This is a genomic window from Paraburkholderia gardini (assembly GCF_907164545.1).
GTDB lineage: Bacteria > Pseudomonadota > Gammaproteobacteria > Burkholderiales > Burkholderiaceae > Paraburkholderia > Paraburkholderia gardini.
This window is the reverse complement of sequence record NZ_CAJQZB010000024.1, coordinates 57,933-71,262: the sequence shown is the minus strand read 5'-3', so window position 1 is coordinate 71,262 and position 13,330 is coordinate 57,933. Positions and strand designations below refer to the sequence as shown.

The 13,330-nt window shown below is 64.5% G+C and carries 13 protein-coding genes; 6 read left to right on the top strand and 7 right to left on the bottom strand.

Features of this window, described 5'->3' with window-relative positions:
• The first annotated feature begins 27 nt into the window (after window positions 1-27).
• The gene (locus tag LPA37_RS17475; RefSeq protein ID WP_228976882.1) at window positions 28-1,254 is read left to right on the top strand and encodes an argininosuccinate synthase; all 1,227 of its coding nucleotides are present in this window, start codon (window positions 28-30) and stop codon (window positions 1,252-1,254) included.
• 215 nt (window positions 1,255-1,469) lie between these two features.
• Here LPA37_RS17475 and murB read toward each other — a convergent pair whose 3' ends face one another.
• Window positions 1,470-2,510 carry a UDP-N-acetylmuramate dehydrogenase gene (murB, locus tag LPA37_RS17470; protein WP_228976880.1) on the bottom strand — a complete coding sequence of 347 codons (1,041 nt, stop codon included), beginning with the start codon at window positions 2,508-2,510 and terminating at the stop codon, window positions 1,470-1,472.
• Window positions 2,511-2,759: 249 nt separating this feature from the next.
• On the opposite strand from murB, the gene LPA37_RS17465 reads away from it, so the two are divergent.
• Window positions 2,760-3,245, top strand: coding sequence for a YajQ family cyclic di-GMP-binding protein (locus LPA37_RS17465; RefSeq protein ID WP_228976878.1), 486 nt, complete (start codon window positions 2,760-2,762; stop codon window positions 3,243-3,245).
• Window positions 3,246-3,316: 71 nt separating this feature from the next.
• Here the strand turns inward: LPA37_RS17465 and plsY are convergent, their stop codons facing one another.
• Both plsY and ybaK read right to left on the bottom strand, forming a co-directional pair.
• Window positions 3,317-3,955, bottom strand: a complete 639-nt coding sequence (plsY, locus tag LPA37_RS17460) for a glycerol-3-phosphate 1-O-acyltransferase PlsY (protein WP_229013207.1) — start codon at window positions 3,953-3,955, stop codon at window positions 3,317-3,319.
• Between the two features lie 145 nt (window positions 3,956-4,100).
• Window positions 4,101-4,592: a Cys-tRNA(Pro) deacylase gene (gene ybaK, locus LPA37_RS17455; protein WP_229013206.1), complete on the bottom strand. Its 492-nt coding sequence runs from the start codon at window positions 4,590-4,592 to the stop codon at window positions 4,101-4,103.
• A 68-nt stretch (window positions 4,593-4,660) separates the two neighbouring features.
• Between ybaK and LPA37_RS17450 the strand changes: the two genes are divergently transcribed.
• Entirely contained in the window at window positions 4,661-6,295 is a 1,635-nt protein-coding gene (locus LPA37_RS17450; RefSeq protein ID WP_229013205.1) for a class I adenylate-forming enzyme family protein, read from the top strand.
• Between the two features lie 16 nt (window positions 6,296-6,311).
• Here the strand turns inward: LPA37_RS17450 and xerD are convergent, their stop codons facing one another.
• From xerD to queG, 3 genes are all read right to left on the bottom strand, one after another.
• Window positions 6,312-7,247: a site-specific tyrosine recombinase XerD gene (gene xerD / locus LPA37_RS17445; protein WP_228977155.1), complete on the bottom strand. Its 936-nt coding sequence runs from the start codon at window positions 7,245-7,247 to the stop codon at window positions 6,312-6,314.
• Window positions 7,248-7,279: 32 nt separating this feature from the next.
• Window positions 7,280-7,750, bottom strand: a complete 471-nt coding sequence (locus tag LPA37_RS17440; protein WP_229013204.1) for a methylated-DNA--[protein]-cysteine S-methyltransferase — start codon at window positions 7,748-7,750, stop codon at window positions 7,280-7,282.
• 89 nt (window positions 7,751-7,839) lie between these two features.
• Window positions 7,840-9,105, bottom strand: a complete 1,266-nt coding sequence (queG, locus tag LPA37_RS17435) for a tRNA epoxyqueuosine(34) reductase QueG (protein WP_228976871.1) — start codon at window positions 9,103-9,105, stop codon at window positions 7,840-7,842.
• 17 nt (window positions 9,106-9,122) lie between these two features.
• Between queG and tsaE the strand changes: the two genes are divergently transcribed.
• Complete coding sequence (tsaE, locus tag LPA37_RS17430) at window positions 9,123-9,680, top strand: tRNA (adenosine(37)-N6)-threonylcarbamoyltransferase complex ATPase subunit type 1 TsaE (RefSeq protein ID WP_228976870.1); 558 nt, start codon at window positions 9,123-9,125, stop codon at window positions 9,678-9,680.
• Entirely contained in the window at window positions 9,662-11,194 is a 1,533-nt protein-coding gene (locus LPA37_RS17425) for an N-acetylmuramoyl-L-alanine amidase (RefSeq protein ID WP_229013203.1), read from the top strand. The genes tsaE and LPA37_RS17425 overlap by 19 nt, the downstream gene beginning before the upstream one ends.
• Window positions 11,195-11,305: 111 nt before the next feature.
• On the opposite strand, the gene LPA37_RS17420 is transcribed toward LPA37_RS17425, so the two are convergent.
• On the bottom strand, window positions 11,306-12,187 hold the full coding sequence (locus tag LPA37_RS17420) for an EamA family transporter (protein WP_229013202.1): 882 nt from the start codon (window positions 12,185-12,187) through the stop codon (window positions 11,306-11,308).
• Window positions 12,188-12,426: 239 nt separating this feature from the next.
• Here LPA37_RS17420 and LPA37_RS17415 point away from each other — a divergent pair, with 239 nt between their 5' ends.
• A complete protein-coding gene (locus tag LPA37_RS17415) occupies window positions 12,427-13,308 on the top strand; it encodes a pirin family protein (RefSeq protein WP_229013201.1) in 882 nt (293 codons plus the stop codon).
• Window positions 13,309-13,330: the final 22 nt, after the last annotated feature.

Sequence of the window (13,330 nt, the reverse complement as noted above, 5' to 3'; positions counted from 1 at the left end):
CCGCATTTTTCCAGCTACGAGTTCACCATGAGCGATATCAAGAAAGTCGTGCTCGCCTATTCGGGCGGCCTCGACACCTCCGTCATCCTGAAGTGGTTGCAGGACAACTACGACGCCGAAGTCGTCACGTTCACGGCCGACATCGGCCAGGGCGAAGAGCTGGAACCGGCGCGCAAGAAGGCGCTGCAACTGGGCATCAAGCAGGACAACATCTTCATCGAGGATCTGCGCGAGGAGTTCGTGCGCGACTACGTGTTTCCGATGTTCCGCGCCAACACGATCTATGAAGGCGAGTATCTGCTGGGCACGTCGATCGCGCGTCCGCTGATCGCAAAGCGCCAGATCGAGATCGCGCGCGCGACCGGTGCGCAAGCCGTTTCGCACGGCGCGACCGGCAAGGGCAACGATCAGGTCCGCTTCGAACTCGGTTACTACGCACTGGAACCGGGCATCAAGGTCATCGCGCCGTGGCGTGAATGGGATCTGCTGTCGCGCGAAAAACTGCTCGCGTACGCCGAAAAGGCCGGCATTCCGATCGAAATGAAGCACAAGCAGGGCGGCGCGCCGTATTCGATGGACGCGAACCTGCTGCACATCTCGTTCGAAGGCCGCCACCTCGAAGATCCGAAGGCAGAAGCCGAGCCGGATATGTGGCGCTGGACGGTCTCACCGGAAGAGGCGCCGGACCAGGCTGAATACATCGACATCGAATACGAACACGGCGATCCGGTCGCAGTGAACGGCAAGCGCCTGTCGCCGGCCGAGATGCTCACGGAATTGAACCGCCTTGGCGGCAAGCACGGCATCGGCCGTCTGGATCTGGTCGAGAACCGTTATGTCGGCATGAAGTCGCGCGGCTGCTATGAAACGCCGGGCGGCACGATCATGCTGAAGGCGCACCGCGGTATCGAGTCGATCACGCTGGATCGCGAAGTCGCGCATCTGAAGGACGACCTGATGGCGCGCTACGCCTCGCTGATTTACAACGGCTACTGGTGGGCGCCGGAGCGTCGTGCCATCCAGGTGCTGATCGACCATACGCAGGAAAAGGTCAACGGCTGGACGCGCGTGAAGCTCTACAAGGGCAGCGTTTCGGTGGTGGCGCGCGATTCGAAGGAAACGCTGTTCGACAAGAACATCGCGACGTTCGACGACGACGGTGGCGCCTACAACCAGGCCGATGCCGGTGGCTTCATCAAGCTGAACGCGCTGCGCATGCGGATCGCCGAGAACGCGCGCCGCAAACGCGGTTAAAAAGGCCAGCGCCCCGCGGTGGTCAGGCTGAGCGCAAAGCGCAAGTGCCAATGACTGCCGCAAGCTGAACCGAAGCCATCGCGGCGAGGTTCAGGCAGATCGAGCAACAATGCGTCGCTGATCGCGCATCATCGAAAAAGGGCACCATGAGGTGCCCTTTTTCATATCCTTTGCGTGACCCGAGCAGCGCGCCCATCACGTGTACAACGCACGCGCTACAAACAAACCGGCTCCGGCTCCAGTCCCACGCCGAACCGCGCAAGCACATCCGCCTGGATGGCCCGCGCGAGCGCCAGAACGTCCGCGCCCGTCGCGCCGCCGCGATTCACCAGCACCAGTGCCTGCCGGTCATGCACGGCCGCCGCGCCGATCGCCCGTCCTTTCCAGCCGCACCGGTCGATCAGCCAGCCCGCCGCCAGCTTCACGCTGCCATCCGGCTGCCGGTACGACACGACATCCGGCTCACGCTGCTGCAAGGCGTCGAACTGCGCGCTGTCGATCACCGGGTTCTTGAAGAAGCTCCCCGCATTGCCCAGTTCGAGCGGATCGGGCAGTTTGGCCCGCCGCACGGCGACTACCGCATCGAAGATCGCCTGTGCATCCGGCGCGGCATGGCCCAACCCGCGTGCCGACAGTTCGCGTGCGATATCCGCATATCCAGCCCGCGGCGCCCACGCTTTCGGCAGACGGAACGTCACCGACGTAATCACGAAGCGATCCCGCCCTTCACGCTTGAAGAAACTGTCGCGGTAACCGAAACGGCACGCATCGGCGTCGAACTCGACGGCTTCGCCCGTCGCCAGCTCCACCGCACGCAGCGACGCGAAGCGCTCGCACATTTCAAGGCCGTACGCGCCGATGTTCTGGATCGGCGCCGCGCCGACCGTCCCCGGAATCAACGCGAGGTTCTCGAGCCCCGGCAAGCCCCGCGCGAGCGTCCACGCGACGAACGCGTGCCAGTTCTCGCCCGCCGCCGCCTCGACGTACCAGGCGGCGTCGTCTTCGCGGACAACACGACGCCCGTGCAGCGCGATCAGCAGCACCAGTCCGTCGAAGTCGCCCGTCAGCACGACGTTGCTGCCGCCGCCCAGCACCAGTCGCGGCAACGCGGCCACGCGCGAATCGTTCACCGCGGCCGCGAGTTGCGTCTCGTGCTCAATGCTGCACGCATAGCGCGCCGCCACGTCGAAGCCAAACGTGTTGTGCGCCTTGAGCGGAAAATGCGAAACAAATAAGGCGGAAGCGGCTTGAGGCATCGGGATTGCTGGGTGAACGTGTTAAACGTACGTGTTGAGCGGGGTTTCGGCATCGGCTCGCCGTGCAGGCCCGCGGCACGCACGGAAATCAGGCGGAAACCGGTGAAGCTGCGCCGCGCACTATTGCGCGACGACCTTGGGCAAATGGGAGCGGCGTCGGTAAAATGACGTCCGGTTCGTGATTATAGCGAGTGCGTCACGCGCGGCCTGCCGGCCGCGTCCGCCTCGCGGCACTATTGGGAGAATGCAATGCCATCGTTTGACGTTGTCAGCGAAGCCAACATGATCGAAGTCAAGAACGCGATCGAGCAGTCCAACAAGGAAATTTCCACCCGTTTCGACTTCAAGGGCTCGGATGCCCGCGTCGAGCAGAAGGAGCGCGAACTCATCGCCTACGCCGACGACGACTTCAAGCTCACGCAGGTCAAGGACGTCCTCGTGTCGAAGATGGCAAAGCGCAACGTCGACGTGCGCTTTCTCGATTACGGCAAGATCGAGAAGATCGGCGGCGACAAGGTCAAGCAGGTCATCACGGTGAAGAAAGGCGTCTCGGGCGACCTCGCCAAAAAGATCGTCAAGCTCGTGAAGGACAGCAAGATCAAGGTCCAGGCGAGCATTCAGGGCGACGCGGTGCGCGTGACGGGCACCAAGCGCGACGACCTGCAAGGCACGATCGCGATGCTGCGCAAGGACGTCACCGATACGCCGCTCGACTTCAACAACTTCCGCGACTAGCCGGCGCGAGGCGCCACGGCATCGTCAGAAGAGGCCACGGCGGCACATCGGGCTCGACGCCGCCGGAAAACTCAATGCGTCTTGCCCGCGGGCGGCGGCGCATTGCGCTTTTTCCTGTCGCCGATGCGGCTTTCCTTGCCGGCGAGCAGCTTCGCGATATTCGAGCGATGACGCCAGACCAGCAGCGCGCTCATTGCCAGTACGGCCAGCGCGATGATGTTCGCGCCGAACAGGAACACGTCGAAGAGCGGCGCGAACACAGCGGCCACCAGCGCCGCCAGCGACGAATAGCGAAAAAAGAACGCGATGATCAACCACGTCAGCATGGTCGCGATGCCGAGCACCGGGTTGATCGCGAGCAGCACGCCGGCCGCCGTCGCCACGCCCTTGCCGCCCTTGAAGCGGAAAAATACCGGATACAGATGGCCAAGGAACACGGCGATGGCGGCGAGCGCGATCGCCGGATCGTCGAGGCCGTAGTGCGGGCCGAAGTGGCTGGTGAGCCACACGGCAAGCCAGCCCTTGAACGCGTCGCCGAGCAACGTCAGGATCGCCGCGAGCTTGTTGCCGCTGCGCAGCACGTTGGTCGCGCCCGGGTTCTTCGAGCCATACGAGCGCGGGTCGGCGAGCCCCATCGCGGCGCTCACGATCACGGCGAACGACACCGAGCCGATCAGATAAGCCAGGACGGCGGCGATCAGGTTTTCCATGCTGGGAACTCTTTTTGTAGTGCGCCGGAAAGGCGAAGGGGTTACGAAAGCGAAACTGTCCGTGCAGCGCGAACACGAAGGTGCATATTCTACCGAACGCAGCCGGCGAAACCCGTGCGGACGTCACGCGCCGGCGTCGATGTGGTCACTCGTCGATCGCGCATTGCACCGGCTTTGCCTGCAGCAGATCCGTCACGACCTTCGGCGCGATGCTGACCAGAAACCCGCGACGCCCGCCGTTGAGCCAGATCCGCTCGAGTTCGAGAATCGTCGATTCGACGTACACCGGCAGCGCCTTTTTCGTGCCGAACGGCGAGGTGCCGCCAATCAGATACCCTGAATGCCGGCTCGCGACATCCGGCTTGCAGGGCTCGACGCGCTTCGCACCGATCTGCCGCGCGAGATTCTTCGTCGATACGGTGCGATCGCCGTGCATCAGTACGATCAGCGGTTTCGCGTGTTCGTCTTCCATCACGAGCGTCTTGACCACGTGATGTTCGTCGACGCCCAGCTGGCGCGCGGATTCCGCCGTGCCGCCGTGGTCCACATATTCGTAAGGATGCTCGCCGAACGCGACGCCGTGACGTCGCAGAAACTGCGTCGCGGGCGTTTCGGAGACGTGTCTGGATTTGCTCATCGGCGCATTGTAATGGCGTCGCTCTGCGACAGCCATTTGCTCAAACCTGAATTGTGCGCGCCACGCGAATGTGGCACGATCGTTCGAAAATATTCCGCCGCCGCGCGCTGCGGCGCGACGAGGAGACAGCCGTGACGGCCAGCACCACCCCACATTCCCCCGCATTCGACATTCCCGCGCTGCTCGCCGCCCTGCCCGCGCGCATCGCCGATATTCCGGCGCTGGCTGCGGCGCGCGACCCGCATCGTGTCTCGCTGGTCGAGGACGCACGCCAGCTCACGCGCCAGCAACTCGTCGACGCGGTCATTGAAACCGCCGCGCGGTTACGCGAGCTGGGGGTGCGCGCGGGCGACCGCGTGATGATCGTCGCGGAGAACAGCATCGTTCAGGTGGTGCTGCTGTTCGCCACCGCGAAACTCGACGCCTGGGCGCTCATGTCGAACGCGCGGCTTTCGGCGGCCGAGCTTGACGCGATCCGCGCGCATGCAGCGCCGCGCGTGATCGCGTACGCGGTCGATGCGTCGTCCGATGCGCGCGATCACGCACAACGCCATGGCGCCAAAGCCACACCGGCAACCGCGACGCCAATCGACATCGGCACATGGTCGTTCGTCGCCGATGCGCACGTGCATGCGGAACCCGTCGAAGCCGCCAGCGAAAAGCAGTGCGCCGCGCTCATCTACACGACGGGCACGACCGGCACGCCGAAAGGCGTGATGCTCTCGCACCGGAACCTGATGTTCATCGCGACGATGTCGAGCACGCTGCGCCGTGTCGGCCCGGACGACGTCGTGTACGCGGTGCTGCCGATTTCGCACGTATACGGGCTTGCATCGGTGTGTCTCGGCAGCCTGCACGCGGGCGCCACGGTGCGGCTTGCGTCGCGGTTTACACCTGAAGCCGTGCGGCGCGCGCTCGCATACGAGAACGTGTCGATTTTTCAGGGCGTGCCGGCGATGCACGCGAAGCTGCTCGAGCATCTGCAGATGCACGGCCACGCGTGGTCGGCGCCGCGTCTGCGGTTTGCGTATTCGGGCGGCTCGCCGCTCGACGCCGCGCTGAAGGCGCGCGTCGAAAGCGTGTACGGCGTGCCGCTGCACAACGGCTACGGCATGACCGAAAGCAGTCCGACCGTATCGCAGACGATGCTCGACGCGCCCCGCGCGGACGTATCGGTCGGACAGGTGATTCCCGGCGTGGAAGTGCGGTTCGTGATGCTCGACGGCGTCGAGGCGGCGGACGGCGAAATCGGTGAGCTGTGGGTGCGCGGGCCGAACGTGATGCTCGGCTATTACCGCAACCCGGAGCAGACCCGCGCCACCGTCACCGAAGACGGCTGGCTCAAGACTGGCGATCTCGCACGCGAGGAAGCGGACGGCACGCTCTCCATCGTCGGGCGCAGCAAGGAGCTGATCATCCGCTCGGGTTTCAACGTCTATCCGGCCGAAGTCGAGCACGTGCTGAACGCGCATCCCGATGTCGTGCAGTCGGCGGTGATCGGACGCGCCGTCGAGGGCAATGAGGAAGTGGTCGCGTTCGTCGAACTCGTGGCCGGCGCGAAGGTCACGCCGGCTGAGCTGATCGAATGGTGCGGCGCGCGGCTCGCGCCTTACAAGCGGCCCGCCGAAGTGCGCGTGCTCGCGGCATTACCCGCTGCATCGACGGGCAAGATTCTCAAGCACCGCCTTCGTGAGCTGGCTTGAGCCTGAAACCAGGGCGTTATCCGCGCGGATGATGCATCGCGTGCAGCGACTTCAGCCGCTCGCGTGCGACGTGCGTATAAATCTGCGTCGTTGAAATATCGGTGTGGCCGAGCAGCAGTTGCACGACGCGCAGGTCGGCGCCATGGTTCAGCAGATGCGTCGCGAACGCGTGACGCAGCGTGTGCGGCGACAGCGGCGCGCGCACATCCGCAGCCGCCGCGTGACGCTTGATGATGTTCCAGAACTGCTGACGCGTCATGCCTTCCGCGCGCGACGTCACGAACAGCGCGTCGGTTGCGCGCGCGCCGAGCAGCGCGGGCCGCGCCTCACGCAGATAGCGTTCGATCCAGCCGTGCGCTTCTTCGCCGAATGGAATCAGGCGCTCCTTCGAGCCCTTCCCCATCACGCGCACGACACCTTCGTTCAGCCCCACCTCCACGGTTTTCAGCGTGACGAGTTCCGTCACGCGCAGTCCGCTCGCGTACATCAGTTCGAGCATCGTGCGATCGCGCAGGCCAAGCGGCGTGTCGATATCGGGCGCGCCGAGGAGCGCCTCGACCTGCGCTTCGGTGAGCGTCGAAGGAAAGCGCGGCGGCTGTTTCGCGGAACGGATGCGCAGCGTCGGATCGGCGCTCGCGCGATGCTCGCGCACGGCCCACGCGTAATAGCGGCGAAACACGGAGAGACGCCGGTTCGCTGAAGTGGACTTGTCTTTCTGACGCGCCGCGCTGTACGCGTTCAGATCGGCTTCGCCCGCGGCATCCAGCGAGCCATTGCGCGTGCCGGCCAGCCATCCGGCGAAGAGCTTCAGATCGCGGCGATACGCATCGAGCGTGTTGCGCGAAAGACCGTGTTCGAGCCAGAGGGCGTCGCAGAACGCGTCGATGGATGCGCTGCTCGCGACGAAGAGCGGCGATTCGACGGGTGGGTCTTCGAGAATGGTTTCGCTCATGCCTTTCGTGCTGCCCGTGCTGATCATGCCGGTCATGTGTAAGGGACACCTTCGTGGGCGAGCAGCCAGCGTTTGACCTTGCGGAAATAGCCGTCGTCGGCGTGATTCGCAAATCCGCCGATACTGCCCGACGCAACCACACGATGACATGGAATCACCAGCGGAAAATAATTCGCGCCACACGCCTGCCCGACCGCGCGCGGCGCGCTGCCGACCTGTCTCGCGACCTGTCCATACGTGCGCACGATGCCCGGTGGAATATCGTTGATCGCCTGCCACACGCGACGCTGAAACGCGCTGCCGACATCGGCGAGCGGCAGATCGAACGTCGCCGACGCGCGCGCGAAATAACGCTCGATCTGCGCGACCGCTTCTTTCGCGAGCGGCGAATCCGGCTCGACGTTGCGCATCGAGTCGGGTAGATAGACGATCTCGCGCACGGCATTGCCTTCGATGCGGATGCCGACCTTGCCGAACGGCGCATCCATGACTGCATTGAACATGACGGCCTCCTTGCCGGTACAGGTGCGGTGCGCGTCCGGGTCCACAAAGGTTGATCGCAATGCCGGCGCCCCGCCGGATTGCCGCTACTTTACGCTGCTTCGAGCGCCCATTCCACGTGCTCGCGGACGATGGCCGATGCGTCGCCCGCGCGCTCGCGCAACGCGTCGACGATCGCCACGCGTGCATCGGCGGAAAGGCTCGCGCGATCCGCACGCAGCGCGTTGCCCATGCCGACCGCGAGATTGCGCAGCCACGATTCGTAGCCGATGCGACGGATCGCGCTGCCCTGCATGCGCGTGTCGAAATCGTCGGCGCTCCACGCGAACAGATCGACGAGCGTCGCGCGGTCGAGGCCGTGCCGCACGTCGAAATCGGCGACGGGCGCGGCCTGCGCGAACTTGTTCCATGGGCACACCGTCTGGCAGTCGTCGCAACCATACACACGATTGCCGATCAGCGGCCGCAAGTCCTGGGGAATACTGCCTTTCAGTTCGATCGTCAGATAGGAAATGCAGCGGCGCGCATCGACTCTGTAAGGTTCGACGATCGCGCCCGTCGGGCAGGCCTCGATGCAGCGGGTGCAGCTGCCGCAATGCGCACCCGGTGTTTCGGGCGCGCGTTCGGGCGCGGTTTGTGCATCGGTCGGCAAGGGCACATCGACATAGATCTCGCCGAGAAAAAACAGCGAGCCGGCGTCGCGCTGAAGCAGCAACGTATGCTTGCCGCGCCAGCCGATGCCCGCCTTCTGCGCCAACTCGACTTCGAGCACCGGCGCGGAATCGGTGAAGACGCGAAAGCCGAACGCGCCGATCTGCGCTTCGATTTTTTCAGCGAGCTGTTGCAAACGGTTACGCATCACCTTGTGATAGTCGCGACCGCGCGCATAGATCGAGACGACCGCCGCTGACGGGTCCGCGAGGCGCTGGTTTTCCTGCGCCCGCCAGTCGTAAGGGCCCGTCTGCACAGCGCTTCCGGCGAGATTCGATGTAGTGGCCGTGTGGCTTTCAACGCGCTTTCCCGTCAGCGTTTCAGCGGGTAAATAGGCGATTCGCACGGTAATCACGCGTAGCGTTCCGGCCACAAGCTCGGCCGGTCTCGCGCGTTTCATGCCGTGTTTCGCCATATAATCCATCTCGCCGTGGCAGCCCGCTTCGAGCCATGCGGCGAGCCCCGCCTCGGCAGCCGTGAGGTCGGTATCGCTGATACCGACTGCACTGAAACCGAGTTCGCGGCCCCACGTTTTGATGCGTTGCGCGAGTGCTTCCAGCGCCGCTTCATCGAAATGACGCACGGCACGCACATCGTCATCAGACGCAGGCGTGCAGGATTCTGGGGGTTCCGGACTTCGGTTCATCACGCCATTTTACGAGAATGCCCGACCAGCCCGATCAAGCCATCACGCCCGCCGCTCCGGTCCTGCTCGAACGCCACCTCGCGCTCGCGGACGAAGCCGCCACCAGCGCTTTCGGCGCGCGCTTCGCTCACGCTATCGAAAGCGTACGCAAGGCCGCCGGCGAACACGGCGGCGCGCGTGCATTTCACGGCTTGCAGGTGCAGTTGACGGGCGATCTCGGCGCGGGCAAAACCACGCTCGTTCGCGCGACACTCCGCGCGCTCGGTCACAGCGGACGCGTGCGCAGTCCGACCTATACGCTCGTCGAACCGTACGCGGTCGAGAGGCCCGATGGGGAACTTGAGCTGTATCACTTCGATCTCTATCGTTTTACCGATCCGGCCGAATGGGCCGACGCGGGCTTTCGCGAATATTTCGACAGCGGCGCGATCTGCCTCGTCGAATGGCCGCAACGCGCGGGCACCCTGCTGGGCGTGCCGGATCTCGTCTTCTCGCTCGATGTGGAGGGCGAAGGGCGCCTTCTCGTCGCGCGCGCATTCAGCGAATCAGGAAAGGCATGTCTCCAAAGATGTTGATCAAACCGTTCCGCTCGATCGAATCGGCCGCTACCGCCACGCATAACTGGCGACGCCGGCAGATTCTGCGTGCAGGCGCGTCGACGCTCGTGCTCGGACTCGTCGCACCGCGTCTTGCGTGGGCCAGTTCGGTGCTCGGCGTGCGCGTCTGGCCCGCTCGCGACTACACACGTGTCACGATCGAATCAGACCAGCCGCTGCAGAACGCGCAGCAGTTGCTGCAGGATCCCGACCGGCTCGTCGTCGATCTGAATGGGCTCGATCTCGACCAGGCGCTGCGCGATCTCGTCTCGAAGATCACGCCGAACGATCCGCAGATCCAGTCGGTGCGCGTCGGGCAATACCAGCCGCACGTGGTGCGCATGGTGTTCGACCTGAAGGGCTCGGTGAAGCCGCAGGTGTTCACGTTGCCGCCGGTCGGCACGTATAAATACCGGCTCGTGTTCGACCTGTATCCGGCGATCCCGCCGGACCCGCTGATGGATCTCCTCGCGCAGACCGAGCGCAAGGAACAGCGGCTCAACGAAAACAACGCGCCGCCTGCCACGCTCAGCGGGCCAGCCACGCCGCCGCTCAGCGACAGCGACGCGTTCTTCCAGCGTTACGCGCAGGAAGGCGGGCCTTCGACGTCGTCGCCAGATATGCCGCGTCCGCCCGCGCATCTCTCGCCGGCACCAGGGCCGCATCCGGCCGTTCCGAAGCCGACACAGCCGCCAGTTGCGATCGCGCGCGACAACGACAGCGGCGATGGCGGCGACGACACGTACAGTTTCACCACGCCGAAGTCCGGCAGGGGCAACACGGTGCGTCTCCTGACGGTCGCGATCGATCCGGGCCACGGCGGCGAGGATCCCGGCGCGATCGGCAGCGCGGGTACCTACGAAAAGCACATCGCGCTCGACGTCGCGAAGAAACTGCGCGCGAAAATCGACGCGCAGCCGAACATGCGCGCGATGATGACGCGCGATGCCGACTTCTTCGTGCCGCTCAACGTGCGCGTGCAGAAGGCGCGACGCGTCGGTGCGGATCTCTTCGTGTCGATTCACGCCGATGCGTTCACCGATCCTTCCGCGCGCGGCTCTTCGGTGTTCGCGCTCTCCGAGCACGGCGCATCGAGCGCGGCCGCACGATGGATGGCGAACAAGGAAAACGCATCGGACCAGATCGGCGGCATCAACATCAAGTCGAACGATGCCACCGTGAACCGCGCGCTCTTCGACATGTCGACCACGGCACAGATCCGCGATTCGATGCGCTACGGCAACTTCGTGCTGAAGGAAATCGGCGACATCAACAGGTTGCACAAGGGATTGGTCGAGCAGGCCGGCTTTGCCGTGCTGAAGGCACCGGATATTCCGTCGATTCTCGTCGAGACCGCGTTCATCAGCAACCCGGACGAAGAGAAGCGCCTGAACGACAACGCCTATCGCGACCGCATGGCCGACGCGATCCTGACCGGCATCAAACGTTATTTCGCGGCGAATCCGCCGCTCGCGAAAAACCGCATGACGTAACGCTTCTTTCTGCTGGCGTCACGCTGCAACGCATAACGGCCGCTTCGTGCGGCCGTTATGCGTTGCGTTGCCTTTAGTCGCTCGCTGCACGCGGGCCTGCCAATCCGGCGCTCAGCGCGCCGCCGTGAACCTTTGCACGACCCATCCGCCGAACACATTCACGGCGAGGCCGGCCATCACGAGCGCGGCGCCGACAATCTGTGCCTGCGACAGATGCTCGTCGAGAAAGAGCGACGCCGACGCCAGCCCGACAATCGGCACGAGCAGCGAGAACGGCGCGACCTGACTGGCCGGATAGCGCGACAGCAGGCGGCTCCACAGTCCATAGCCGAGCAGCGTCGCGATGAACGCAAGGTAGACGATCGCAAAAATCGACTGCGCGCCGATACCCGTGAGCGCGGCCCCGATCCGTTGCGGTCCTTCAAGGCAATACGACAGCACGAAAAACGGCACGGGCGGGATCAGGCTCGCCCACACCACGAGCCCGACCAGATCGACCTTCCCTGCTTTCTTCGTGACGATATTGCCGAGCGCCCACGAAACCGCCGCGCATAGCGTCAGCACAAAACCCGCGAGGGTCATCGAATGGCCGCCCTGCATGCCGATCACCGCAAGGCCGACAGCCGCGATCAGCAGGCCGGCAAGATTCTGCACCCGCAGGCGCTCGTTCAGGAACATCACCGCGAACAGCAGCGTGAAGAACGCCTGGGCCTGCAGCACGAGCGAAGCAAGCCCGGCCGGCATGCCGACGTACATCGCGGTGAACAGAAACGCGAACTGTCCAAAGGAGATCGTCGCGCCGTAAGCGAACAGCCAGCGCAACGGGATCCGCGGACGTTTGACGAAGAAGACAGCCGGTACGGCGGCGAGCAGGAAGCGCAACGCGCCGAGCAGCATCGGCGGCACGCCATGCAGGCCCACCTTGATCACCACGAAGTTGACACCCCATGCAACCACGACGACCAGCGCCAGTAAAAGGTCCTTCGGCGACATTCCAGCTTCCTCCCGTTCCGGGTTTCGCTCTGTGAGCTTCGAAGTGTAACGGAGCACACCGCGCAAAGCGCAGGGCGATGCGCGTCCCACATGTCCAGTCCTGCGCTTTTTCTGGCTGCGCTTTCTGACCGCATCAGGGCGCGCCGCTACCGGCGCGGGTTTCAGTCGAGCCGCCACCGGTCGCGTGCGGGCGTTAGAATCACCTGTCCCCTCAAACGCACACGCCTGGAACCCACGCCATGTCTTCCCCGATCAAAGCGGTTCTCAAGCCCCATCTGCGCGACGTCGGCAGTCTCACCGTGCGGCGCGTGCTGCCCGCGATGGCCGCGCGGCTCATCGGGCCGTTCATCTTCTTCGATCATATGGGCCCGGCGACGCTCGCGCCCGACGTCGGACTCGACGTGCGGCCGCATCCGCATATCGGCCTCGCTACCGTCACCTATCTGTTCGAAGGCGCGATCATGCATCGCGACAGCCTCGGCTCGGAGCAGAAGATCGTCCCCGGCGACGTGAACTGGATGACATCCGGCCGCGGCATCGTGCATTCGGAGCGCACGCCCGCCGAAGACCGCGGCCGCGGCCTGACGATGCACGGCATCCAGACGTGGGTCGCGCTGCCGCTCGCGCACGAGGACGACGAGCCGTCGTTCGAGCATCACGCCGCCGCGACGCTGCCGCAGATCGAACGCAACGGCGTCACGCTGCGTGTGATCGCCGGCACCGCGTTTGGTCACACGTCGCCCGCGACGACGTTTTCTGGCACGCTCTACGTCGCCGCAACGTTCAACGCGGGCAGCGCGTTCGCACTCGAGCCGGAACACGACGAGCGTGGCGTCTATCTGGTCGAAGGCGATCTGCAAATCGACGGCGAGTCGCTCGAAGCGGGCCAGATGGCCGTGCTGACGCCGGGCGAGACGGTCACGCTCGCGAGCGCGAACGGCGCGACCGTGATGCTGCTGGGCGGCGAGAAACTCGAAGGCGAGCGCTTCATCGAATGGAATTTCGTCGCGAGTTCGCGTGAGAAGATCGAGCGTGCCAAAACCGCGTGGACGAACCAGGAAATGGGTAATGTGCCGGGCGAGACGGAATGGATTCCGCTACCCGAACGCAAGGCGCAGTAACTCTGCATTGAATTCGGGATAA